Source organism: Winogradskyella damuponensis (assembly GCF_039538385.1).
Classification (GTDB): Bacteria; Bacteroidota; Bacteroidia; order Flavobacteriales; family Flavobacteriaceae; genus Winogradskyella; species Winogradskyella damuponensis.
In genome coordinates this window covers 47,348-73,676 of the sequence record NZ_BAABCB010000027.1, presented here as the reverse complement: position 1 = coordinate 73,676, position 26,329 = coordinate 47,348, and the positions used below count along the sequence as shown (strand labels likewise).

Sequence of the window (26,329 nt, the reverse complement as noted above, 5' to 3'; positions counted from 1 at the left end):
ACCAATACTATGACCATTTCCATCTGGAGATACAGTCATCTAGTATTGGCTGTTATGTCTTCTTTGTTTATTTTAATAGCATCGGTAACTGGTGCTATTTTAGCGTTTGAACCCATTACAAATCAGTTGCAACCGTATGCTGTTTCTGGGGCAAACGATAGGTCTCTTGCTGAAACCTTAAATGTGTTACAGCAAGAATATGATGAGGTATTTACACTCGAAGTCGATAAAAATGATTTTGTAAGTGCCTCAGTCATTACCAAAGAAGGAGACAGTGAAACCTTTTATATTAATCCCATTACAGGCGAAAAATTAGGTGATATTATAAAGAAAGCACCCATTTATGAATTCGCCACTAACCTTCATCGTTCACTGTTTCTAAAAACAACAGGTCGTGTTTTAATAGGTGTCGTGTCCTTTTTGTTATTGCTGATTTCAGTAACAGGAATTCAACTCATATTAAAACGTCAAGGGGGTATCAAACGTTTCTTTTCTAAAGTGGTTAGAGAAAACTTTGATCAATATTATCATGTTGTTATAGGTCGATATGCTTTAATTCCTATTGTAATTATTACACTGACAGGTGTATTTCTATCGCTTGAAAAATTTGATTTACTTCCAGATTCTAAAATATCACACAACTATCCTGAGCAAGATGATGTTGAAAACAAATTAGACATCTTAGAGTTTCAAACATTTCAAAACATAAAACTTGAAGATGTAAAATATGTTGAGTTTCCGTTTTCTGATGATATTGAAGATTATTTCACCGTTAAATTATCGGATAAGGAAATTTTAGTCAATCAATATACAGGAGCTATCGTCAGTAACCAAAACACATCGTTTGTAGCATTAGCGTCTAATTGGAGCTTAATTTTGCATACAGGTCAAGGGACTATCCTTTGGTCAGTGGTATTGTTCTTAGCGAGTTTGGCCATTTTATTCTTTATGTATTCTGGCTTTGCCATGACGTTAAAACGACGAAAAGAAACAGCGAAAATTAAGAATAAATTCAAAAAAGATGAGGCAGACTATATCATTTTAGTTGGTTCTGAAACCGGCAATACCTTTAATTCTGCCAAGCTATTTTATGACGCTTTAATCGCAGAAGGTCATTCGGTTTTTATTACAGCTTTAAACGCGTATTCAGAATATAAAAAGGCTAAATATATCATCGTTTTTGCCTCGACTTATGGCGAAGGTGAAGCGCCAACAAGTGCTTCAAATTTTGAAAAATTATTTCAAAAAATGCAGCAGAAGCAAACGATGAAGTATGCTGTTGTTGGTTTTGGGTCGCTAATGTATCCTGACTATTGTAAATATGCCATAGAAGTGGATGAGATGTTTCAAAAGCAAGACAATTTTGAGGAACACCTTCCGCTTTTCAAAATTAATAATCAATCCTTTGAAGCTTATAAAATATGGATTAAGCAATGGAACGAGCGTACAAATCACGATTTAAAGATTAAGTTTCAAAAACCTCAAATCAATTTAAAAAAATTAAAGGAGTTTAAGGTTATTAATAAATCAGAACCCAATAAGGACGATTCATTTTTAGTGCAATTGCGACCACATAAAAAAGTGAAATTTGAGTCTGGTGATTTGTTGTCTTTATATCCGGAAGCCGATTTTATTGAACGTCAATATTCTATTGGTAAAATAGAAAATGATATTATTTTAAGCATCAAAAAACACGAATTTGGGGTCTGTTCTAATTATTTTAACAACTTAAAAGTCAACGAAATCGTTAAAGCGCAAGTTAAACGAAACTTAGATTTTCATTTTCCAACCGATGTAAAAGAAGTGGTAATGATAGCCAATGGTACTGGAATTGCACCGTTTTTAGGAATGATTAATGAGAATCATATTAAAACAAAGAACCATTTATTTTGGGGAGGACGCACACAAGATTCTCTAAATATTTACGAAAACATTATCGATTCGGCATTTAGTAAGAAAAACTTATCTAGTTTTCATATTGCCTATTCACAAGAGCAGAAAGATAAAATTTACGTTCAAGATTTAATTTTAGAGCATCAAGACTTATTAAGCCGTGTTTTAAATACAGGTGGAGTGGTAATGATTTGTGGTTCTGTAGCCATGCAAAATCGCGTTTTAGAGGTGTTGCATACCATCACTACAACACACTTAGACAAACCGTTAAGTACATTTGAAAACAATGATCAGCTTAAAATGGATTGTTATTGATTATTAATAGATTGTTAAGTGTTGCAAATAGCCTTTAAATATCTTATAATTTGTCAATATTAATTGTACTTTTGCGTGCAATTAAATTTTAATTGCCATGACAGCACACGAAAATAAAATTGTTGGAGAAGGTCTTACTTATGATGACGTACTCTTAGTTCCAGCATTTTCAGAAGTTCTTCCTCGCGAAGTTAGTATTCAAACTAAATTTACAAAAAACATAACCATTAACATTCCTGTGATTTCTGCAGCAATGGATACGGTTACCGAAAGTAAAATGGCAATTGCCATGGCGCAAGAAGGTGGAATAGGTGTGTTGCATAAAAACATGACGATAGAGCAGCAAGCTGATAAAGTACGTCGTGTAAAGCGTGCAGAAAGCGGAATGATTATCGATCCTGTGACCTTACCATTAACAGCAACCGTTTTTGATGCGAAGTCTAATATGGCAGAGCATGGTATTGGAGGTATTCCAATTGTAGGCGATAATGGCGAATTAAAAGGTATTGTTACCAACAGAGATTTACGTTTTGAACACGATAGTAAGAAGCCTATTGTTGATGTTATGACTAAAGACAATTTAGTCACTGCAGCTGTAGGTACGTCTTTAAAAGATGCTGAAAAAATTCTTCAACAAAACAAAATTGAAAAATTATTAATTGTTGATGATAATTATAAACTAAAGGGACTAATTACCTTTAGAGATATCACTAAGGTGACGCAAAAGCCAAATGCCAATAAAGATTCTTTCGGTCGTTTACGTGTAGCAGCAGCTATTGGAGTTACAGGTGATGCTGTAGAACGTGCTTCGGCATTAGTAAATGCTGGTGTTGATGCTGTGATTATTGATACCGCTCATGGTCATACCAAAGGTGTTGTAGCAGTGTTAAAAGAGATTAAAAAGAAATTTCCAAAATTGGAAGTCATAGTTGGTAACATCGCTACTGGTGCTGCTGCAAAATATTTAGTTGAAGCTGGAGCTGATGCAGTGAAAGTTGGTATTGGACCAGGTTCAATTTGTACCACTAGAGTAGTAGCAGGAGTTGGTTTTCCTCAGTTCTCTGCAGTTTTAGAAGTGGCTGCGGCTATTAAAGGTTCAGGAGTTCCTGTGATTGCTGATGGTGGAATTCGTTATACAGGAGATATCCCTAAAGCGATTGCCGCTGGTGCAGATACCGTAATGTTAGGATCGCTTTTAGCAGGAACAAAAGAAAGTCCAGGAGAAACGATTATCTACGAAGGACGTAAATTTAAATCTTACCGAGGCATGGGATCTGTAGAAGCCATGAAACAAGGAAGTAAAGACCGTTATTTTCAGGATGTTGAAGATGATATTAAAAAATTAGTTCCTGAAGGTATTGTTGGTCGTGTACCATATAAAGGTGAGTTGGTAGAAAGTATTCATCAGTTTATTGGTGGGCTTAGAGCAGGAATGGGCTATTGTGGTGCTAAAGATATTGCCACTTTAAAAGAAACCGGACGTTTTGTGAAAATCACAAGTTCTGGTATTAATGAAAGTCACCCACATGATGTTACCATTACTAAGGAAGCTCCAAATTATTCTAGATAACCAAATTCCTGCGACAGTAGGAATCTATATATTAGCAAAAAAAATAGCATCTTTAAAGGTGCTGTTTTTTTTTGTGCCTATAATAATCTAGGGGTTGTTTTAACGTCTTTTTATTGGGAATTATTCTAGACCTTGTTTTTCAGGGTTCCAAAAAGGTTTTGTTTTTATTCGTTTGGTGTCCCAATGCAATTCTTTTCTAAAAAAATGATTTAAAGCAATACAGGTTCTGCTATCACCAGCAATATAAACTAGCGTTTTGCCTTTTAGAGTAGGGGTGATGTCTTTTAATTTAGTGATGATTTCATGGTATGGGTTTTCAGGTAATTCATAAAAATGAAAAGGAAAATGTCCATCTATATCTGGAAATAATTCACTTTTATTAGAATTATAGATAACACTAATGATTTGCTTATCCTTACCAATATTTCGGTTAATCATGTATAAATGAGACAAAGCAGAAAGATCTCCTATCATGATATAGCTTTCGGCTGAATCATCCGCTATGAAATTACCTTTCTTCCATTTGTAATAAATGGTATCACCTTCTTTGCAATGCTTTGCCCATTGTGAGCCTACACCATTACTATGTGTGGCAATTGCTAAATCTAATGTGCCTTTTTCTTTATCAATATCCCAAACACTGTAGCTTCTTATTTTGTCTTTCATTGACAGTTCTTCTTTGCCAATACCTATGGCCATTCTTAAGAACGCACCAGGTGTAAACGTTGCTTTACGAATACTGTCTCCTTGCAGACGAATTCTATAAGCTTTGTTAGAAAGTGTAACTTTTTCTGTAATAGTAGCTTCTTCTAAAATTACCGTTTTTATGAAGTTTTCTAAAATACGCAATACTCTTAAATTTAGTTTTGAACGTGATTTTTATAGTGATGTTCTATTAATTCTAAAGCCGATTTGTGAGGCCTATCAGCAGCTTTTTCATAATCAGAATGCACATCGTTAGCACCATTTTTAATGCCTTCGTAAATTCCTGCTATGACTGTACCTAGAAACTCACCAAGCTCTGCTATTCTATCTGTCTTATAAGCTTCTACAGAAACAGCATGATAGATAAGATTTGTATTATAAACCTGATTAATAAAATCGGCTAGTTGCTTTTGAGAAATCGCTTCACCAACTAAATTATAGGTATTACCATTATGCTTGTCCTCTAATAACAATTTAGCATAGGCATATCCTAATTCTTCTCGACTCGTATACGTACATTTACCTTGATCTGCACAATTTCTTATCTCACCGTCTTTTATATAAGTATCTATATATTCTAAATCGGGTTCAATATAAATGCCATTTCTACCAATAACCCATTGTAAACCGGAATTGCGAATGTCTTCTTCTGTTTGACGATTGCTTTGTACTACAGGACTAAAAGCATTGTTTTCTTCAGCACCTACAATACTCGTATATACTATTTTTTGCACACCGTTTTGTTTGGCTGCTTCAATGACATTGCGGTGTTGTTGTATTCGTTTTTGTGGCTCATCCATACCCGAAACTAACAATACGATATCTATACCTTTTAAAGCGGCATTGAAATCTTCACGACTATTGTAATCACCTTTTCTAACTTCTACACCTAGGTGTTCTGCTTTTTCAGTGGTTCGTGCTATGGCTATAATATTTTCGTTTTTTGTTTCTTTTAAAAGTGCTTTTACAATGGCAGATCCTAAATGACCGCTTGCTGATGTTACTGCAATTTTCATAATAGGTGTTTATTTATGAATGTTTAGATTTTAATAGGTCTAATTCTTTTTCAAGTTGATCGGCTTTCATTTTAAATTTATCCATGGCCTTTTTTAATTGCTGAATTTTTTTAAAAGCTTCTTCATCCTGAACAGCTTGATATGTAGTTTCTCCTTCTTTTACTTTTATCTTAGAATAGCTCCCACAAGTAGGGCATTTTGCGACGTCGCTCATAATATGTTTTATAGCAAAGGTCTTCATATAACTACAATTGTAAAAGGTAAATCCATTATTAAAAATGGTAAATCTGAAACCTATAGGCTAAAGTGAGGATTTGAATTCCTTAGGAGAAAGGCCTGTGTGTTTTTTGAAAAACTTAGAGAAATTGGTGACTTCATCAAATCCATTTTGATAAGCCACTTCTTTCAGGCTTAAAGAGCTACTGAAAATAACACGCTTAATTTCTAAAATCACGTAATTATCAATAAAATGTTTGGCAGTATTTAAGGTGCTTGCTCTAACTATAGAGTTGAGGTGTTTTGTAGATATGTTGAGTAACTGTGCGTAATCTTTGACGTTTCGTGTTTTGGTATAATGTTTTTCAACTAAAGTTTTGAAGTTCATAAAAAGGCTTTGATGTTTTTTATTAAACGTTTTATCAGAGATTTTATGAGTTTCGCGCTCTAGTTTTAATAGAAATAGTTCTAATATTTTAGCTACTATTTCTTTTTGAGCATAAGTGTATTTACTTTGAATTTCTTGGGTTAATTGTTCTAAAAAAAAATCGGTTAAGGAGCTGTTTTCAACTAATGGATTCGAAATATGATAGTTGTATAAATGCGAAATAAATTCAATAGAAGACTTTGAGAAGTATTTTAAAATAAAATCCTCTGTAAATATGACCAGATAACCATCGTACTGTAAATTATCTTGAAAAGCATGTACTTGACCTTTTGCAATTTTAAGTACAGAGCCTTTTTGGATGTTGTAAGTCTTTAAATCAATTTGATGTTCACCTTTACCTTCTGTGACAATCAATAAGGCAAAAAAGGAAATTCGGTGAGGCTGATGTGGATTGTGACTAGGGTCTTTTTTTATACGAGAGAATAATTCAGCTAATGGAATGCATTCAATATCTGTAGCTCCTTCGCTACTTTTGAAAGCTATATTAGGGAAATGATTCATTAATGAATTGCTTGTGAATTTTGAATAAAAATAGTAATTAATATGGATTGTGTTGAGTAATGTAAGTTAACGAGCCCTTAATAAGTACTATAAAAACAAAAACAGCATCGAGAAGATGCTGTTTTATAACTGTTGTTTTAGTGTGTCTTTTAAGCTCTGCTAGCTTTTACAGGACATCCTATCGCTTTTGTGTAATTTGGATTTGGTTGTTCTCCTTTTTCTAAAGCATCAATGGCATCTTTTACGTAGTTAACCTTAACATCTTCAGGTGATTTTGCATTGTCATCTATAGTACCAATATATTGTACTTTACGTTCTGCATCTAATAAAAACACATGAGGTGTTCTTACAGCACCATATTGAGGATATATTTTTTGACCTTCATCTACTAAGTAAGGAAATGTAAACCCTTTGTCTTCTGAACGTTTTTGCATCGCTTCATAACCTTCTTTTTCGTTTTCAGGACTGTTTGGGTTAATGGCAATTACAGGATACCCTTTTGGTGCATATTCATTGTTTAATGCAATTAAACGGTCTTCATATAATACCGAAAATGGACATTCGTTACAGGTAAATGTCACAATATAACCTTTTGCGTTTTCAAAGCTAGCTAAAGAAACCATTGAACCATCTACGTTCTTAAGATTGAAATCCGTAGCAACATCTCCAATGTTGTAACCTCCAATTTCTTCTAGGGTTTTGGTTTGTTCTGGACTACCTCCTTTTGGTGGACCTTTTCTATCGCCTCCGTGCGGTGGCCCTTTTCGGTCTCCGTCATGTGGAGGGCGTTCTCCTTTATGATCTTTATGTTGGTTTTCAGCAGAAGGTTCTCCTGTTGTATTTCCTTCATTTTTACAAGATACAAGTACACTTGCAGATAAGCCAATAATGGCAATTAGAACACTGATTCTTTTCATGTTTGTTTTAATTAAGTTTGTTTATTTGGTTTTCTAGGTCTTCTAAATTTTCGAATGAACGTTCATAAAATAAGCGTTCATCTTTGTTGAACATAATGGTAAATGGAATGGCTCCAGACCAATTAGGGTCAATTTTGTCTATCCAAGTGTTAGAATCTGGATCATCTAATAACACGACTTTAGAGCTTATCTTTTTTTTCTTTAAAAATGGCTTAAGCTTTGTTTCAATATCTTTTGGGAAATCTAAGCTTACTAAAATAACTTCAACGTCAGGATGTTTTGCTGCAAATTGCTCAATGTATGGTAATTCTTTGACGCAAGGAGCACACCACATCGCCCAAAAATTAATGAGATAGGTTTTATCGGATTCCGTATAAATTAAGGGTTCAAATTGATTAAAATCATAAACAGGAATGTCTTGATTAACATTCGTAATCGTGTTAGATTTTAATGATTTATCTGTGTTTGTATTATTGCAACTCATAAAAAAACTGAGTGCTAAAACGAGATATAGTGATGATTTTAGGAGCTTTAACTTTAATAACTTCAAAATGATGTATTCTATTATTTTTGGTTAGACTCCATCAGTTACAAAAGGTTTAATTTAAAAGTGATTTTTCTTATGTTTTTCTGAGGTAAGTTATTGATATGAAAATGGAATTTACTTATTCTAAAACTAAGGTGTTAGTAAGTGGTTGTAAATGTTTGTTTTGACACTTTTTAACTTATATAATTCCATATATTACGATACTTACTCATTTGTCGGTAAGTGTTCAAAATAACTTTATGCTCAGGCGCAGCCAGGCTAGGATCTTGTTTTAGAATACTTTTAGCGTAATAGCGCGATTGCTCTAAGATGTCTTTGTCTTTAACAATGTCAGCTATACGTAAATTTAAAATACCGCTTTGTTGCGTGCCCATAATATCACCTGGTCCACGTAGTTTTAAATCCACTTCAGCAATTTCAAAGCCATCACTGCTACGTACCATGGTTTCTAGTCTGGTTTTACTATCCTGGCTCAGTTTATGGCTCGTCATTAAAATACAGTAGCTCTGTTCGGCACCACGACCAACACGACCACGTAATTGGTGCAATTGCGATAAGCCAAAACGTTCTGCACTTTCAATAATCATTACCGATGCATTTGGGACGTTTACGCCAACTTCAATGACGGTTGTAGCTACCATAATTTGGGTTTCACCTTTAACAAAACGTTCCATTTCGTAATCTTTGTCGGCTGGTTTCATTTTACCATGCACAATCGAAATTTGATAATCTGGCATAGGAAATTCTCTAGAGACACTTTCGTAGCCATCCATCAAATCCTTATAATCCATTTTTTCGCTCTCTTGAATTAAGGGGTAGACAATATATATTTGTCTTCCTAAAGCGATTTCATCTTTCATGAATTTAAAAACTTTTAGGCGATTATTGTCGTAGCGATGTACTGTTTTTATAGGTTTTCGACCTGCTGGTAATTCATCAATTACAGAGATGTCTAAGTCACCATATACAGACATGGCTAAAGTTCTCGGAATTGGAGTAGCGGTCATCACCAAAACGTTGGGAGGTAATTCATTTTTATGCCATAACTTACTCCGTTGGGCGACTCCAAATCGGTGCTGTTCATCTATAATCGCAAGGCCTAAATTTTTGAATTTCACCTTGTCTTCAAGCAGTGCGTGTGTGCCAATTAAGATCTGTAAATTCCCATTTTCTAGATTTTCATGAATTATCTTTCTGTCTGAAGTTTTAGTTGAACCCGTTAATAATGAAACACTGATTTTAAGTGGTTTACATAATTCACTTATTCCTTGGTAGTGCTGAGCTGACAAAATAGCAGTTGGGGCCATTAGGCAGCATTGAAAATCATTGTCAAGCCCCATGAGCATTGACATAAAGGCTACGATGGTTTTACCAGAGCCTACATCTCCCTGTAAAAGTCGATTCATCTGTGCATTGCTACCTAAATCGAGTCTAATTTCTTTTAAAACACGCTTCTGTGCATTGGTTAATTCAAAGGGTAAATGGTTTTTGTAAAAGGTGTTAAAATAGTCGCCAACTTTATCAAAGGAGAAGCCTTTGATTTTTGATTTATGAATGAGATTTTTAATAATTAATTGCAGCTGAATGTAAAATAATTCTTCAAATTTTAATCGAAATTGAGCTCTTGCAAGAAGCTCTGGAGTCTTCGGAAAATGAATATTAAATAGTGCCTCTGATTTTGGAATTAATTTTAATTCAGTCATCACTGAATCAGGCAAGGTTTCAACAAAGCGTCCTTTTGATTCCAAAAACAATTGCTGCATAATTTTGGTAACGACTTTGTTTGTGATGCCTTTATTTGATAATTTTTCGGTTGATGGGTATATGGCTTGCATGGCAGAACGCAAGTTGCTCTCATGCTCAGCTTGTAATTCAATTTCGGGATGTGGCATGCTGTATTTTCCATTAAACCAATTGGTTTTTCCGAAAATCACGTAAGGTTGACCTGTTTTTAGGTTTTCTCGTATCCATTTCTGTCCTCTAAACCAAACGAGTTCCATTATTCCGCTGTCGTCTCTAAAGTTAGCAACTAGGCGTTTGCCTCGTTTTTGGGCCACTTCTTTAAATCCAGTTATGACACCAACGATTTGAACTTCAGCATTGTTACGCTGTAATTCATTTATTTTATAATATCTAGTACGATCTATATAACGATTAGGAAAAAGATTTATGAGGTCTTGATACGTTTGAATGCCCAGCTCTGAGCGCAACAAATCCGCTCGGTTTGGACCGACACCTTTGAGATAATCAATGGGAGTTTGTAAATTCACGCTCATAAGAACGAAATTAAACTATTTCGTTATAAAGTAAAAGTTCAAAACGGCTCTTTGATTATTTTATTGAAATAAATTAATGGTGTGAAAAGGCGCAAAGATTTTAATTTGATATTACAGGAAAATGTTTTCGTTAATAAGGTGCTTTATCTCAAAACGTTGTCAAATTGAATATTTGTAGTTTTAGTGATTTTCTTAACACTTTTTCTTACCAGTGGCACTCATTTGTATAGTGTTTTTAAAAACAAATTTTTGAGGAATTTTATGAGCTGCTAAATGTTTAGCACATTTTTGAAGTATGTTTTCTTTTATTTGGACTTCATTATGGTGCGTGTTTAGTGTAATTGTGGCTTGTATGGCTTCGCCTAAAAGATTGTCGTCAAAACCAGAGATTGTACAGTCTATGACTTCAGGTACAGATAGAATTACTTTTTCAATTTCCTTAGGGCTTACTCTTTTGCCACGAACTTTTAGGATTTCTTTTTTTCGAGCGACGATGTAGATAAATCCGTCTTTGTCGGTTTTGGCCAAGTCGCCTGTGTGGAGCCAACCGTTTTCTATAGTTAAGTTTGTTGCTGTTTCGTCTTTGTAATAACCCAGCATGATGTTTTCGCCACGCGCTAATAATTCGCCTTCTTCATTGGTTTTGGTAATTTCACCTTTTTCATTAACAATTTTTAATTCAACATTTGGAATGGCTTTTCCTATGGAGTCTGTTTTTGTTTTAATGAATTCTGGAGGTAAATAAGATAAGCGTGCGGTAGCTTCAGTTTGTCCGTACATGATGTAGAATTCCTTAGATGGGAATGCTGTGGTGAATTCATCAATAAAAACGGAATGTAGTTTTCCGCCTGCTTGTGTTGCGTATCGTAAACTTGGGAACGTTTCAGTTTTAAAGGATTGTGATTTTTTTAGTAGAATCTGAAAGTGGCTAGGTACTCCTGCAAAGCCAGTGCAGTTATAATTCTTTAAATCGTTGATAACGGTTCCTAAAAACATGAAATTATTGTTTAAAACAATTGAACCTCCAACTTTTAAATGTGTATGTAATAATGATAAGCCATAGCAATAATAAAATGGTAATACAACTTCCATAATATCTTTAGAGGTGAGTTTAAGATATTCAATAATAGAATTGGTGTTAGATATAATATTGTGATGACTAATCATAACTCCTTTTGGTTTTCCTGTGGAACCAGAAGTGAATATTATTTCTGCAATTGGGTTTAAATAATTTGTAGAAGTGTTTGTTGTATGTTTTTTGTTGTTAGTTAGTTGTGTGTGTGTTGTTTCGTCTATAAGATTAATCGTTGAAGAGCATTCTAATTTGCGTTGCGCAATTTTATCTACAAAAATAGTTTTGCTTTCTGTGGTGTCAATAATGTAATCTAAATTGCTTTGTTCAATAGAGAAATCAATAGGAATACATGTGTTTCCGGATTTTAAAATTCCTAAGTAAGCGGTTATGAAAAAAGAAGAATTAGAGCTTATTAATAGAATGTTTTTGCCTTCTCCAATAGTTTCGTTTAAATAGGATGCAATATTTAGGCTATCGTTATATAATTTTTTAAAAGAGGCTGTTTCTTTTGTGCCTAATAAGAAGTCTTTATCAAGATTTTTGGACGTTTCAAACAGATAATCAAAAACATTCATAAGAATAGGTTTTTAAAATATTGGTCGCATTCTTAAGTATTCTGTAGTCTTTTTTTTGCGCTCAAAGTTTTTATAGATACTTTCGATCTCTTCTTTAGTTTTGTTCATCACTTTACTAACTTCTTCAGCTGAATAGTTGTTCTCCCAACCATACCACATGAGATCCATTTGTTCAAATGGCATTTGATAAAAGAAATCTTCTTGGGTTTGTTCTGCTGTATAGGTATCTGTGGTCGGTGTTCTGTCTATAATTTCTTGAGGCACTCCCAAGTGTTTTGCGATTTGATAAACTTGCGTTTTGTATAAATGACCGATAGGCATCACATCTGCCGCTCCGTCACCATGTTTAACAAAGAAGCCTTGTTCTACTTCGTGTTTGTTTGGAGTGCCAATAACGGCATAATGCAGCCGTTCGGCATGATAATAAAGCATGCTCATTCGGCTACGTTGTTTAAAGTTTGTAGATGCTACAATTTGAAGGTATTCTCTAACGGGTAATAATTTACTTATCACTTCTCCATTTGGTTTTATAACCGTTACAGAAAAGGCTGGTGGTAAATTAGAGGCAGCCTCTTGTTTTATTTCAATTTTTGCTTTATCAACAGTTGGGTTAAAATCAGTAATAACTCTAGCGATAGCTTCATCTCGTCTTTGGTAGCAGCCAAAACCATTTAAAGCTTGTGTAATATCCTCTACTAAGGTGTCAGTAACATCAAATTTTGCTGCTAATTTTTCTGCAAGTATTCTGCTGTCATCACTTGAGTCTTGTTCAGGCAGCATGATGGCTGTAACCTTATTTGGTCCAAAAGCTTTAGCTGATAATGCCAAACAAACAGATGAGTCAATGCCTCCGCTAATGCCAATCACAGCACCTCTACGTTGCAGTTTTTTGGCAACATCGGTTTTTAGTTTTTTTATGATGTCATTGCAAACGGTTTCAATATTTTCAATATGCAATATGTCTTTAGAAAAAGGTTTGTTTGGTGTTTTCATAATTAGTTTATTGTTATCGTTGATGAATCTATTATTGTTTTATTCAGCACTACAAGTTCATGTTCTTGTAGTTTTGGAATTGATTTATTAATAAATAGATCATATAATATTTGAGTTGATAAAACGGCTGTAATTGCCATATTATCAATTTCAGAAACTTGTTTGTTGAGTTTCATTTTGTTTATGAGCTGATTTACAAAGTCTAGATTAAAAATTCCATAAGCTGTAATGTTTTCTTCAGATAACATGCTGCTTAAATAGAGAGGCATCTCTTCAGAAAAGAAAGTACTTCTTATTGGTGCTCTATAGGCTTGTTTTGATCTGTTTAAGATGGCGTCTGGGATTCTATCTTTCATCATATATTTTAAAAGGTATTTTTCATTTAAGCCTTTAAGTTTTAGATCTGGATTTAATTTCATACAAAACTCAATCACTCTGTGGTCTAAAAATGGATAGCGACCTTCTATAGAGTTTGCCATTCCCATGCGGTCTCCTTGCGATGACAATAGGTATTTAGACATGAAAAAGTTAATTTCAATCCACTGGGCTTTTGTAAGGTAGTCATAGCCGTTTAGTTGGTCTTTTAATTGGTCTTCAATTTTAGAAATTGGATGGTAATTAGAAATGGCTATTTTATAGTCTTTAGATAAATAATTATTGATGCGAGAGGTGTTATTCCATCGCAATAAATGCGAATAAATAGGTGAGGACGTCTCACTCAGTTTATATCCAAAAAAGAGTTTTAATATGTTGTTATTTGCTTTGCTAATTTGTGGAATATATGGATATAGTTTTTTTAGCAATAATGGACGATACTTAGATTGCGGATCTTTAGCCCAAAAGTGTTTAATCTTGGTTTCTTTAAATATGTTATAACCTCCAAAAAGTTCATCTGCGCCTTCTCCAGTAATCACCACTTTGATATTCTGAGCTCTTACGCTTTTAGCTAATAAATTCATTGGAGTAGGAGCTGTACGCAGTAGTGGCGCTTCTGCATGCCAAACGACAGCTTTAAAGCTATCTGAAATGTCTTTAGGGCTGCAGGTGACACTAGAATGTTGTGTTTCAAAATAATCTCTAGCAATGTTTTGATACGATGACTCGTCAAAATCTTTTTCGGTAAAACCAATTGAAAAAGTACGAAGATTATTTGGTGATATTTTTTTTATAAAAGCTGTGGTAATACTAGAGTCTAAGCCTCCACTCAAATAGGCTGCAACAGGAACATCTGCTCTTAATCTTAATTTTACAGCATCCGTAAATATAGTTTCAAACGTTTCTGCAGCTTCTTTGGCGGTATTAAATTCGTAAGCGTTTGGCTTAGTGATGGGAAGCGTCCAATACGTCTTAATAGATTTTGAACGTGCATTAATGGTCATATAGCTTCCTGGTGGCAACTCAGAGACTCCTTCAAAAATTGTGTCAGCGGATAATGATGTCCAAAATGTGAAATATTCTGATAATGTTTTTTCGGAAATCTTTGGATGAAACTCAGGGAATTCTAAAAAGGATTTAATTTCAGAAGCAAATACAAAAGTGTTTCCAATGGTGGTGTAAAACAGTGGTCTAATACCAACTCTGTCTCTTGCTAAAAATAATTCTTGTTTAGTTTTATCCCAAATAGCAATAGCGAACTGGCCATTTAATTTATTAAGAAACTCCGGACCGTATTCTTCGTATAAATGCACAATAACTTCTGTGTCGCTTTGTGTTTTAAAGGTGTGGTTTTTTGCTAATAGTTCTTCTCTTAGCTCTATGTGGTTAAAAATTTCACCATTAAACACAATCCATAAAGAATTGTTGGCGTTAGGTAATGGCATTGTGCCTGTGGCTAAGTCAATAATACTTAAGCGAACGCTACCGAGTCCAATGTTGTTAGACACGTAAATTCCACTTTCATCAGGTCCTCTATGCTTAATTCTTGTAAGCATTCGCCTTAATGTATCAGCTTTGTTGTCTGGGCTTAAATTACAGTTGTAAAAGCCAGATATTCCACACATAATTGGTGAATAATAAGTTAGAGATTATATCTTTTTTTCTACAAAAGTCAAAATACTATTAATGGATTCGAAATTTTCAACAACAAGCTCTTCGTCGCTAGTTTCAATGTTGAATTCTTCTTTTAAGAATTCAATTAAAAAGAGCAAGCCCATTGAGTCAAGTATGCCTTCTTCAAAAATAAGTGTATTGTCTTTTATTTTTTCTACATCGTCTAATGTAGATTCAATAATGTAGTCTTTTATCTTGCTTTTAATATCTATTTCTACATGCATTGTGTGATGATTCATATGTTGTTAGTAATCAAAAAAAATAAAGTACATTAAAGGTAAATAAATGTTGTAATCAAAGTTGTTTTTAGGTATTAATTTTGATTAATTAATAGATTTAAACGTTGAAGTGTAAATTCGGCAATCAATTTTTTTTTTTTTTTTTAACGTAAGCTATTTTTTGTTTTGTTCTAGTTGCATAAGAAAAGCCTCTTTTTTTTGCAATAAGTTTTTAGAGCGCTTTGTGAGTTTTTTTAGAGGGTTTCCTGTATATATGGTCCAAGAGTCTAAGTTTGATACAATAAGCGATAAAGCACCAATTGAAGCACCTTCGCCAACGCTAACGTTTGGAAGAATAACACAGCCGGCACCAATAATAGAATGCTCGTTAATGATAACTCTTCCTTTTTTCATGGATTTATATGTATTAGGAATTGTTGGGTTTGTTAACGAATTACCAGAATAATCATCTGTTTTGCTGTAAATCTTAACTCCTTGAGATAATCCGCTAAAATCTTTTATGTCAATGCCTTCAGAGGCTAGTAAGTGGCAAAATGAAGCAATGTGAACATAAGATCCAATGGTTAAATTACCGCTTCCGGAAGCTATAATTGAGCAAAATGAGTCAATAATAACATTATTACCAATAGAGATGTTAGGAATACCTACAACTAAACAATTCTTAGCAATTTTAACGTTAGTACCAATAGATTTAAATCCCAATGACTTTAATTCGTCGTCACAGTAATAACCAATTTCAAATGGGTTTGGGTTCATTAGGTTTGTTTTAAAAACAACAATGTTAAATTGTTTACAACAAATTTATATAATATAAGTTGATAAAATAGTGATAATTATCAGGTGGTTAATAAGTTTTTGTGAGCGACGCATGGTATAGTGCATTTGCCTAGTTTTAATCAAGGTTTTTGACGTAATTATTGGGAGTTCATAAATTTGTGCTCGTAGTTGTGGATTTATTTAATGTTTAGACATCAATAATCTAATAGATTGAAGGAGCTAAGCTTTTTGAAAACTTTGTCTGTAACTCAGTTGTTATGTATTGAATCTAAAACCTACTATTTTGTTAAATGACCAATATAAAATTATAGAAAGATGTATTTTGGTCATATTGTTGTTTAATATTATCTATGAAGAATTTTTTTATCATTTTGAGTGTGTGTTTAGCTAGTGTTTCGGTTGCGCAACAAACAGACTATGTGGATTTTAAAAAAGTAGAAGCTTTAATTGTTTTTAATCAATTTCAGGTTGATAGCACAAAATATAACTCCTATGATGTAAAGTTTGATATTCTTAGATCTACTGATTCTATCTATTTAGACGCCGTTAATATGAAGTTTATACATGTTGCTATTGATGGTTCTGAGGTTAACTTTAGTAATGATGGTAAAAAGCTAAAAATATATCACAGTTTTGAAAAAGGGCAGACTTATAATCTAAGTTTTTTGTTTTTTGCTTCTCCTAAAAAGGCGATGTATTTTGTTGGTTGGGAAAATGAAGGAAGGAATCAAATTTGGACACAAGGTCAAGGAAAATATACAAGTAATTGGTTGCCAAGTCTAGATGATACAAATGATAAAATTGAGTTTGATTTAAAATTTGTTGCACCAAAAACATATCAGGTTATTTCAAATGGAGTTTTAAAATCTAAATCAGACAATGATGGACATGTGCTTTGGGAATATGATATGAAGCATCCAATGTCTAGTTATTTGGTTGCTGTTGTTGTTGGTAAATATGAAAAGAAAACAGAAACCTCTAAAAGTGGTATTCCTTTAGAGTATTACTACTATCCAGAAGATTCTTTAAAAGTTGAGCCAACGTATCGTTATTCTAAGCAAATGTTCGATTTTCTAGAAGAAGAAATTGGAGTTGCTTACCCATGGCAAAATTATAAACAAGTACCTGTACATGATTTTCTGTATGCAGGTATGGAAAACACAAGCCTTACTATTTTTTCTGATGCTTTTGTGGTAGATTCTATAGGTTTTAATGATAAAAACTATGTAAACGTTAATGCTCATGAGCTTGCGCATCAATGGTTTGGTGATTTGGTAACAGCTAAGTCTGGAGCGCATCATTGGTTACAAGAAGGGTTTGCAACTTATTATGCGCTTTTAGCAGAAAAGGATGTTTTTGGTGAAAATTATTTTTATTTTAAACTTTTAGAATCATCAATAGATTTAGGAAAGCAAGATATTTCAGGCAATGGAACATCGCTTCTAAATCCTAAATCTAGTAGTCTAACATTTTATCAGCGCGGGGCGTGGGTTTTACATGCGCTACGAACTAAAGTTGGAGATCGAGTTTTTAGGCAAGCTGTAATAAATTATTTGGAAAAATATAAATTTAAAAATGCTGAAACTTCCGATTTTATAAAGGAGGTAGAGCGTATATATGGACGCTCTTTGTCTAGTTTTGTGAACTTATGGATAAAGCAAAAAGATTTTCCTGTGGATAATGCTTTTGATATATTGAAAAAGCAATCTACCTATATAAATGAATTTTTGATGGTAGACTGTCAGGCAAAATCTTCTAAATGCTCTGAATATCTCAAATATTACGTGTCTGACGAGGCTAAGGCGAAAATTATATCACAAGTACCAGAATTGGTAACACCTGAAACCTTTAACAATGGTTTAAAAGTTCGTCAGGCTATCTCTAAATATGTGAGGCAAATACCTGTTAATTTAAAGGAAGGTTATGAGTCGCTTTTGGATGATAAGTCGTACATTACCATAGAAAATGCATTGTACAATCTTTGGTCTAGTTTTCCTGAGGATCGATCGGCTTATCTTTTTAAAACAAGAGATGTTGTTGGTTTTAATGATAAAAATGTACGGTTGTTATGGATTGTTTTAAATCTTAGTACACCGTTTTATAAAGCAGATAACAAACAAGCTTTATTTCAAGAATTGATAGATTATACAGGTGAGAAGTACAATGCAGATTTAAGAATTAAGGCGTTTCAGTATTTAAAAATGATAAAATCTTGTAATGAAGACTGTATGTCTAATTTAGAAAACGCAAAATCACATCATAATTGGCGTTTGGTTAAGTTTGCCAAACAGTTATCTGAAGAATTAGAACAAAAAAGAAATTAATGCGAGCATTAGTAATATCTGGAGGTGGAAGTAAAGGTGCGTTTGCAGGTGGTGTTGCTCAGTACTTAATAGAGCGTGAAAAACATAATTACGATATGTTTTTAGGAACCTCTACAGGAAGTCTTTTAGTACCACACTTGGCTGCTAATGAAATAGGAAAGCTCTACGATATTTTTACAAATGTGCAACAACACGATATTTTTAGTGTAAGTCCTTTTATACAACGTAAAAAAGGAGATAGAGAATATGTGTCTATTGATTTTGTGAACTCTTTATGGCAGTTTATAAGACGAAGACGAACTTTTGGAGAAAGTAAAGCGCTCAGACGAAATATTAGAAAAAATGTAACTTTTGCAGAATACACAAAAATTAAAAAAGAAAAGCACGATGTCGTGGTTACGGTATCTAACTTGTCTATGAATCGTGTAGAGTATAAATCTATACAAGAGTGTTCTTACGAAGAGTTTTGCAATTGGATTTGGATTTCGTGTAATTATATACCATTTATGTCTTTGGCTAAAGTTGATGGTTATGAATATGCAGATGGTGGATTAGGAAGTGTTATTCCCATTAGAGAAGCAATACGAAGAGGTGCAACAGAAGTTGACGCTATTGTTTTAGAGGCTGAAACTCTAGGAAAACAAAAAGTTTTAGGGAAAAATCCGTTTTCATTAATGATTAGTTTGTTTGGTCATTTGCTAGATCAGGTCGAAAAAAATGATGTTATAATTGGAAAGCTTGCCGCAAAGCATAATAATGTGAAGTTGAATTTATATTATACTCCAACGAGTCTTACAGAAAATTCATTGATATTTAGTAAGCGATTAATGGAAAAATGGTGGATAGAAGGCTATGAATATGCTGAAAGACGACATGAAGAGTAAGTGTTCTTATCTATTAAATTAAAGTGTAACTATTTTAATAATCAATGTTTTGTGTTCGTGAGATTTTCTTCCATTGAGAATCCTATTTTCTATTTGAAAAATTGTAACATAATCTCCAACGTTAAGCTTTTTGGCCAGAGAATAAGATTTAGCATTGAGTGAACTTCCTGAAACAGGTATTGTAGCGTAGTCTTTGAATTTGATTTTAAAGTTTTCAAAATCAAAAGGTTTGTTTTTAAAAAGTGCAGCACATTTTAAAGTTAATTTATTAGTGGTTAGTTGGTTTTTTTTGAGCTTTGACTTTGTGCGAATGAAAAACTCAAAATAAAGATTTAATAGGGTAAAATCCTCATGGAGCTTTAGTGCATAAAAAAGTAAATTACAAATTATTGAAGGAGGTGTTAAGCCACTCTAATCTATCATTAAGCCACTGATCTAGATAGGTGACTTCTTCGTCGTATGTTGGGTAAAAGACATTGTTAGGCCAAACATAGACGCCTAAAATGGGCCAAGTATTAAAGTTTCTTTCTTGTGCTTCATATAAAAAGGAAGAATTTGAGTTAATTTTTTCTTGAAAAAGACTTCTATTGTTATAAAAATAATTAAATCTAGATTTTACTTTTTCAACAAAAATAGGATCTTCAAAAAGGCGAGAATACCAAGTGGCATTTTTAATCCAAAACCCATCTGTAGTATCATTTCCGTTATAGTTAATGTTACCAAGACTAATGTCGTAATCCCATATTGGTCCCATTTTTAATTTACCGCCAGGGATGTAGTTCATATAAACACTAGAGTAAAAGATAGCATCATTATTTTTTGTTATTTCATTTACAAGATACCAGTCTATAAAAGAGTCTACATCTATATATTTAGCATATCCATTAATAGGGTCGCTAAAATTGTCTCCTAAGAGTACGCTTTCGGTTAATTCGATATAGTTTTTTATAATATTATACGCATTGTCTTCAGCATTGAGGCTAGGTTCTTTAATGTTGAATAAATAATGACTTGTTTCAAAATAAACGTCGTCTACGTCTAGTCTAGAAAGTTGATCTACCTCTAATAAATAACCATCGTCTCCAATATTTACTCTATTGGAAGATTCTTCTACTTTTTGGGTAATCTGATAGACGCCTAAATATTCACTATTTATAAAAAGTTCAACAAAACGACTCTCTGGAGTCCAGTCTAAATCGCTAAATCTGCTCAAATCAAATGCGACTTCATTTCTTAGCATTGTTTTGTCTGTATAATTTGCTAATAAAATCCACTTTTTGTCTTCAGGCATTCCTAAAACACTTTCTTTAGAGTCAAATTTTATTTGATATGGTTTTTTAGGGAAATTCCAAGTTGTATTTCCTCTACCTCTAATTTTGAGATCTACTAATAGGTTGTTGTCAATACTTTCTCCTGATATTTCTAAGCTTCCATTTAAATAGTCTTCTTTAGAAACAATAGGTGATAGGTTCTCGGTTGTTATTGATATTGTTGGGAGGTTTGCTGATGGCTCTGGTGTCTCAGAAACGCGTCTGTCTTCACTACAACCTAATAACAATAGTAAAAAGAGTATTGGTATAATTTTTTTCATAACTAACATTTAACTTGCGGTTAGCAAAATTGTAAATTACCGTTAATAATTCACGGGTAAAAAGCATTTAAATAGGTAAAGAAACGAGATGTAGGTATGCTATTCAATTTTAAACGAAGGTAGTTGAAAGTTTTTAAAAACTCAAATCACTGTTATTTAGTGGGTTGGGTTAGTGATTGGTATTTGTTTGGCGTAAAAAAGAACTTATTTATGCTTCAGAATACACTTGTCCTCTATGAGGTTTTAAAGCATCTCTAATGGGTTTCATTTCAGATTCATCAACTATTAAATATGCTAAACTGTGCATATCACTTATAGATTCAACACCAGTAATTGTAATGTTTAATTTGTTAATTGCAATATATTCTTTTAAGTGTATTAAATGATGCTCTGCCGTTTTCTGTCCAGCAGGTCCTCTAAAATCCCATATTAATTTTAATTTCCGCATTGTTGTAATTTTTTTATTCTTTATTGTAAACAGAGGTTCCTTTTTCTACAAAATTTTTAAAGTTAGTCATATACGTTTTTGTCTGTTTTTTAAAAGCTTTAGGCATTAAAAGCAACATCATGCTCATTTTAAAATTTGTAGGTTGAAACTCATTTATAGAAATCCATTTTGTAAACTCGTTTTCAATCGATTTAAAATGGTTTTCTTGTATATTGCGAATGCCTTTGGTTGTATAAGTACTGTAAATTTTATTAGGAAAATCTTGCATGGTAACGGTTTCTATAATTTCCATTTTACGTTTTCCAAAACTATAGTTCAGTCGCATTTTTGCTCCAAGTTCATTTGGTGTACCAGAAATATGTGCTGTACTAACTAAGCCTTCTTGCCAATGTTTTAAATTATCGGAGGATTTTAGTTTTTTTATGACTTCTGAAATGGGTTTTTTAATTAATATTTCAGTGGTATACCGCATGCTGAGGGAATTTTTATAAATGTATCAAAACCATTAGCAATAGTTTTAACTAATCGACGTTAAACAGTTTTAATTGTTAAAATCATCTTTTTAAATTATTACAATTTTAGTGTTGAAAGGTTATAAAATAATACAGCCTGTAAATCTAGTGCGATTTTTGTTATGCAACACGTAAAAACTATTAAAATAATGCCTTTTAAACTGCTTGTTAAATAAGCTATTTATGTTATTTTTGCTGAGTTTGAAAAACGAATACATTTCACAATAATATAGAAGAATAAATTATGAGTCTTAAATACAGATGTTTGTTTTTAGTGCTTTTTACACTGAATTTTGCTTTTTCTCAAGATAAAGATGAGGTGCTTCTAAAAGTAGATGGTGAGCCAATTATGGCTTCAGAATTTTTAAGAGTTTATAACAAAAATTTAGATTTAGTAAAAGATGAAAGTCAAAAAGATGTCGATGGCTATTTAAAATTATTTACTGAATATCAATTAAAGCTAAAAGAAGCTAAGCGTTTAAAAATTAATGAAGATGAAACCTACAAACGTGAATTTTCGAGATATAAAAAGCAATTAATAAAAAATTATATTTCAGAAAACGAAGTTACAGAAGCTTTGGTCAAAGAGGCTTATGATCGTAGTAATATAGATATTAATGCTTCTCATATTTTAGTGCGTTTAGAGGAGACAGCAAAAGACACCTTAAAAGCTTACAATGAAGTATTAGCTTTAAGAGAACGAGCTTTAAAAGAAGGCTTTGACAAAGTAAAGACAGAAATGCACAATGGTAGTACGATCTTTATTGAAGACTTAGGGTATTTTTCTGCTTTTAAGATGGTTTACGATTTTGAATCTGCCGCGTTTAATACTGCTGTAGGTGAAATTTCAATGCCTTTTAGAACCCAATTTGGCTACCATGTTGTTAAAGTTAATGATAAGCGAAAATCTAGAGGAACCATTTCTGCTGCTCATATTATGGTAAACTTAAAGTCCACTAAAGATTCGTTACATAATCCTGAGCAACGTATTAAGGAAATTTATAAGAAACTAAAACAAGGTGAACGCTTTGAAGCTTTGGCAAAGCAATTTTCTGAAGATAGAAGTTCGGCTGCTAATGGTGGCGAAATAAAACCTTTTAAAAGCGGACAGTTAAGTTCTGCAAAATTTGAAGACGTGGCTTTTGCTTTAAAAAATGATGGAGATGTTAGTGAACCTTTTAAAAGTGCTTATGGTTGGCACATTGTAAAACGTATTAAACTAAGTCCTATAGAATCATTTGAAGATGTAAAAGCATCTTTTGAAGCTAAAGTAAAAAGAGATTCGAGATCTAAATTGATTAATGAAGCGATGTTAAATAAGCTTAAGAAGCAATATGAAATAACATATAGTGCAGATGCTAAGCCTTACTTCACAAAGTTACTAAACAATGATTTTTATAATCGTTCTTGGAAATTACCAGAGAATTTTAAAACGAATGAAACCGTTTTTTCTATTAATAGTAGACCTTTTACTTACCAAGAATTTGGAAATCACTTAATAAAAGCACAACGTATATACGCAGGGAAAAAAACACCTTTTGCTATTGTAATAGATAAGGAGTTCGAAAGCTTTTTTGAAAACTCAATTTTTAAATATAGAGAAGATAATTTAGAAGAAGAGAACCAAGAATTTGCAAACATCCTAAAAGAGTATAGAGATGGATTATTGCTATTTGACCTTATGGAAAAAGAAGTGTGGAATAAAGCCGCAAAAGACACTTTAGGTTTAGAAGCTTACTACAATAAAAACAAATCTAAGTATCAATGGAGTGATAGAGTAGATGTGGTTATTGCTTCTTCTGCAGAAAAATCTAGCATGAAGAAGATCCTCAAGCTGATGAAGAAAGGAAAATCTGAAGACGAAATTAAAAAAGCAGTAAACACTAAAGACAAGCAAAATGTGATTTTTACAAAAGGAACATACAAAACAGATGATCCTATTTTGCCTTCAGACTTTAAAGCTGTAAAAGGCGTTTCTAAAGTATATGAACATAATGAAGCCTTTCATGTTATAGATGTTAAAGCGGTTTTACCAGCAGGACAAAAAACATTGGAAGAAGCTAAAGGAAATGTAATTAATAATTACCAAGAGGAAATAGAAACCAATTGGATTAATGAATTATACAAGCGTTTTAAGGTAGAAATTAATCAAGACGTTCTTAAAACAGTTAAGACTAAAATAGGAAACTAATTTATATTTTTTGAAACATACACTATACATATTTCTCTTTGGTTTACTTTTTAATAGTTGTGATTTTTTTAAAAAGTCAGACGATTTAGAACCAATTGCCAGAGTTAACGAAAGTTACCTCTATAAAGAGGATCTTAAAGATGTAGTGCCAAAAGGAACCTCTAAAGAAGATAGTACTTTAATGGTCAATGCATACATTAACCGTTGGGCAAGACAATTGCTTTTAATGGATGGTGCTTTGCTAAACCTTTCTGAAGAGAAACAAAATGAGTTTTCTAAATTAGTAACGCAATATAAAAACGATTTATATGCTAAAGCTTATTTAGAAGGTTTAGTAAAAAAAAATATAGACACTGTAGTAGGGCACAAGGAAGCAGAATTATTTTATGAAGCTAATAAAGAATCATTTAAGCTAAATGACGATTTAATACAGTTTAGGTATATCAGTTTGCCATTAAACCCTATTAATTTAGATACTATAAAAAAACGTTTTAAACGCTTCGAAGCTAAGGATAAAGCGTATTTAGACTCTATCTCTGTTCAATTTAGATCTTATTCTTTGAATGACTCTATTTGGATTAAACTCAATCGTGTCGCAGAGAAAATACCAATCATAAATAGTTCAAATAAAAATCAACTGTTAAAAAAAACTAATTTCTTACAGCTCAAAGATTCATTAAACCTATATTTGATGCAAGTTAATGACGTACGTCTTCAAAACGATTATGCGCCTTTAGATTATGTAGAAACGTCGATTAACAAAATTGTTATAAACAAAAGAAAATTAGAGCTCATCAAGCAACTCGAAAATGATATTACAAAAGATGCAATTAAAAACAATAAATTCCAAACTTATAATTAAAGCAAGCCTTTTAGTTTGTTTTATGTCATTAAACTTTAGCAATGCTCAAGAAATCATTAATGATGAAGTACAACAAGTAGAGCAACCAAAAGATAGTGTTGTTAATAAAACACGTATTAAAGCAGATGGTGTTGCGGCTGTTGTTGGTGATTTTATTCTTCTAGAATCTGATTTGGATAGAGAAATAGCACAAATAAAAGCGCAAGGTGGAGATCTAGAAGGGTTTACCAGATGTGAACTTTTTGGAAGTTTATTAGAAAGTAAATTATATGCACATCAAGCTATACAAGATAGTGTTATAGTTAATGAATTATATATTCAAAGCCGAGTAGATCAACAAATACAAGGTATTTTGGGTCAGCTAAATGGTGATATGGATAGGTTGCTTAAACTGTATAAAAAAGAATCAGAACAAGCCTTAAGAGATGAAATGTTTGAGATTAATAAAAACGGTTATCTCGCTCAAGAAATGCAAGCTAAGGTTACAGGAGATATAGAAGTAACACCAGAAGAAGTTAGAACTTTTTTTAATAATATACCAAAAGACGAACGACCAGTCTTTGGTACTGAATTAAAGCTGGCTGAAATTGTAATTATTCCAAAAGTAACAGAAGAAGCAAAACAAGCTGTTATTGATAAGCTAAAAGGATTTAAAACAGATGTAGAAGAAAACGGTTCTAGTTTTACAACTAAAGTGTTGTTTTATACAGAAGATTCTGGATCTAAAGCTACGGGAGGAAAATATACATTGAATAGAAAACAGCCAAGAATGGTAAAAGAGTTTAGAGATGTTGCTTTTTCAATGCAAGAAGGAGAAATTTCAGAACCTTTTGAAACCGATTTTGGATACCATATTATATACTTAGAAAAAATTAGAGGTCAAGAGTATGATGTAAGACATATTTTATTACGTCCAGAATTAACTCAAGATGCTATAAAAGAAGCTAAGGATAAAATAGAAGAGATTAGAGAGAAAATTGTAAATGGTACATTAACTTTTGCTGAAGCGGCAAGAGAATTTAGTGATCAAAAAGAAACGAAATACGAAGGTGGTCAGATGACAAATCCTACAACACAGGATTTTAATTTTGAGTTAACCCGAATGGATCCTGAATTGTATTCTCAAATTCAAGATTTAAAAGATGGTGAAATCAGTGAGGTTTTACAAGATGAAGATCGTATCAACAGATTAAAGTTTAAAATTTTAACCGTTACAGATCGTATAGACGATCATGAGGCAGATTTTGCAAAGGATTATTTAAAAATTAAAAATCTTGCTTTACAAGACAAACAAATTAAAGCTGTTGCAAAATGGCAAAAGGAAACCATTTTAAATACTTACATTAAGATTAATGGAGAGTATAGAGATTGTGATTTTCAAAGTAATTGGTTAAAAAAAGAATAG

The 26,329-nt window shown here is 32.7% G+C and carries 22 protein-coding genes; 7 read left to right on the top strand and 15 right to left on the bottom strand.

Annotation, left to right across the window (positions count from 1 at the left end; all coding sequences use genetic code 11):
• Positions 1–9 precede the first annotated feature (9 nt).
• Positions 10–2,208 carry a PepSY domain-containing protein gene (locus tag ABD730_RS13410; protein ID WP_344715359.1) on the top strand — a complete coding sequence of 733 codons (2,199 nt, stop codon included), beginning with the start codon at positions 10–12 and terminating at the stop codon, positions 2,206–2,208.
• A gap of 97 nt (positions 2,209–2,305) precedes the next feature.
• Positions 2,306–3,778, top strand: a complete 1,473-nt coding sequence (guaB, locus tag ABD730_RS13405) for an IMP dehydrogenase (protein WP_344715357.1) — start codon at positions 2,306–2,308, stop codon at positions 3,776–3,778.
• Positions 3,779–3,898: 120 nt separating this feature from the next.
• Here guaB and ABD730_RS13400 read toward each other — a convergent pair whose 3' ends face one another.
• The 12 genes from ABD730_RS13400 to ABD730_RS13345 all read right to left on the bottom strand — a co-directional run bounded on the left by ABD730_RS13400 (position 3,899) and on the right by ABD730_RS13345 (position 16,091).
• Complete coding sequence (locus tag ABD730_RS13400) at positions 3,899–4,627, bottom strand: siderophore-interacting protein (protein WP_344715354.1); 729 nt, start codon at positions 4,625–4,627, stop codon at positions 3,899–3,901.
• Between the two features lie 11 nt (positions 4,628–4,638).
• Positions 4,639–5,499 carry an SDR family oxidoreductase gene (locus ABD730_RS13395; RefSeq protein ID WP_344715352.1) on the bottom strand — a complete coding sequence of 287 codons (861 nt, stop codon included), beginning with the start codon at positions 5,497–5,499 and terminating at the stop codon, positions 4,639–4,641.
• Positions 5,500–5,512: 13 nt separating this feature from the next.
• Complete coding sequence (locus ABD730_RS13390; RefSeq protein WP_344715350.1) at positions 5,513–5,740, bottom strand: hypothetical protein; 228 nt, start codon at positions 5,738–5,740, stop codon at positions 5,513–5,515.
• A gap of 60 nt (positions 5,741–5,800) precedes the next feature.
• Positions 5,801–6,664 (bottom strand): helix-turn-helix domain-containing protein, encoded by an 864-nt coding sequence (locus ABD730_RS13385; protein ID WP_344715348.1) that lies wholly within the window; start codon positions 6,662–6,664, stop codon positions 5,801–5,803.
• 149 nt (positions 6,665–6,813) lie between these two features.
• Complete coding sequence (locus ABD730_RS13380; RefSeq protein ID WP_344715346.1) at positions 6,814–7,581, bottom strand: thioredoxin family protein; 768 nt, start codon at positions 7,579–7,581, stop codon at positions 6,814–6,816.
• 7 nt (positions 7,582–7,588) lie between these two features.
• Positions 7,589–8,065 (bottom strand): TlpA family protein disulfide reductase, encoded by a 477-nt coding sequence (locus ABD730_RS13375; RefSeq protein WP_344715344.1) that lies wholly within the window; start codon positions 8,063–8,065, stop codon positions 7,589–7,591.
• A 236-nt stretch (positions 8,066–8,301) separates the two neighbouring features.
• Positions 8,302–10,404 (bottom strand): ATP-dependent DNA helicase RecG, encoded by a 2,103-nt coding sequence (gene recG, locus ABD730_RS13370; RefSeq protein ID WP_344715342.1) that lies wholly within the window; start codon positions 10,402–10,404, stop codon positions 8,302–8,304.
• A gap of 192 nt (positions 10,405–10,596) precedes the next feature.
• Entirely contained in the window at positions 10,597–12,054 is a 1,458-nt protein-coding gene (locus tag ABD730_RS13365) for an AMP-binding protein (protein WP_344715340.1), read from the bottom strand.
• Between the two features lie 12 nt (positions 12,055–12,066).
• A complete protein-coding gene (nadE, locus tag ABD730_RS13360) occupies positions 12,067–13,047 on the bottom strand; it encodes an NAD(+) synthase (protein WP_344715338.1) in 981 nt (326 codons plus the stop codon).
• Positions 13,048–13,049: 2 nt separating this feature from the next.
• Positions 13,050–15,047 (bottom strand): asparagine synthase (glutamine-hydrolyzing), encoded by a 1,998-nt coding sequence (gene asnB / locus ABD730_RS13355; RefSeq protein WP_344715336.1) that lies wholly within the window; start codon positions 15,045–15,047, stop codon positions 13,050–13,052.
• 24 nt (positions 15,048–15,071) lie between these two features.
• Entirely contained in the window at positions 15,072–15,335 is a 264-nt protein-coding gene (locus tag ABD730_RS13350; RefSeq protein WP_334471095.1) for an acyl carrier protein, read from the bottom strand.
• Positions 15,336–15,488: 153 nt separating this feature from the next.
• Complete coding sequence (locus ABD730_RS13345) at positions 15,489–16,091, bottom strand: acyltransferase (RefSeq protein ID WP_334471093.1); 603 nt, start codon at positions 16,089–16,091, stop codon at positions 15,489–15,491.
• Between the two features lie 371 nt (positions 16,092–16,462).
• Here ABD730_RS13345 and ABD730_RS13340 point away from each other — a divergent pair, with 371 nt between their 5' ends.
• Positions 16,463–18,436, top strand: a complete 1,974-nt coding sequence (locus ABD730_RS13340; RefSeq protein ID WP_344715333.1) for a M1 family metallopeptidase — start codon at positions 16,463–16,465, stop codon at positions 18,434–18,436.
• Positions 18,436–19,320 carry a patatin-like phospholipase family protein gene (locus ABD730_RS13335; RefSeq protein ID WP_215925016.1) on the top strand — a complete coding sequence of 295 codons (885 nt, stop codon included), beginning with the start codon at positions 18,436–18,438 and terminating at the stop codon, positions 19,318–19,320. Before ABD730_RS13340 ends, ABD730_RS13335 begins: the two co-directional genes overlap by 1 nt.
• A 379-nt stretch (positions 19,321–19,699) precedes the next feature.
• Here ABD730_RS13335 and ABD730_RS13330 read toward each other — a convergent pair whose 3' ends face one another.
• From ABD730_RS13330 to ABD730_RS13320, 3 genes are all read right to left on the bottom strand, one after another.
• Positions 19,700–20,911 carry a CotH kinase family protein gene (locus tag ABD730_RS13330; protein ID WP_344715331.1) on the bottom strand — a complete coding sequence of 404 codons (1,212 nt, stop codon included), beginning with the start codon at positions 20,909–20,911 and terminating at the stop codon, positions 19,700–19,702.
• A gap of 208 nt (positions 20,912–21,119) precedes the next feature.
• Positions 21,120–21,359: a hypothetical protein gene (locus ABD730_RS13325; protein ID WP_344715329.1), complete on the bottom strand. Its 240-nt coding sequence runs from the start codon at positions 21,357–21,359 to the stop codon at positions 21,120–21,122.
• A 13-nt stretch (positions 21,360–21,372) separates the two neighbouring features.
• A complete protein-coding gene (locus tag ABD730_RS13320) occupies positions 21,373–21,831 on the bottom strand; it encodes an SRPBCC family protein (RefSeq protein ID WP_334471084.1) in 459 nt (152 codons plus the stop codon).
• A gap of 284 nt (positions 21,832–22,115) precedes the next feature.
• On the opposite strand from ABD730_RS13320, the gene ABD730_RS13315 reads away from it, so the two are divergent.
• From ABD730_RS13315 to ABD730_RS13305, 3 genes are read left to right on the top strand one after another with little or no spacing between them, the layout of a single operon-like run.
• Entirely contained in the window at positions 22,116–24,062 is a 1,947-nt protein-coding gene (locus ABD730_RS13315) for a peptidylprolyl isomerase (RefSeq protein ID WP_344715327.1), read from the top strand.
• A gap of 10 nt (positions 24,063–24,072) precedes the next feature.
• Positions 24,073–24,924 (top strand): peptidyl-prolyl cis-trans isomerase, encoded by an 852-nt coding sequence (locus ABD730_RS13310; RefSeq protein ID WP_344715325.1) that lies wholly within the window; start codon positions 24,073–24,075, stop codon positions 24,922–24,924.
• Complete coding sequence (locus tag ABD730_RS13305) at positions 24,872–26,329, top strand: peptidylprolyl isomerase (protein ID WP_334471078.1); 1,458 nt, start codon at positions 24,872–24,874, stop codon at positions 26,327–26,329. Before ABD730_RS13310 ends, ABD730_RS13305 begins: the two co-directional genes overlap by 53 nt.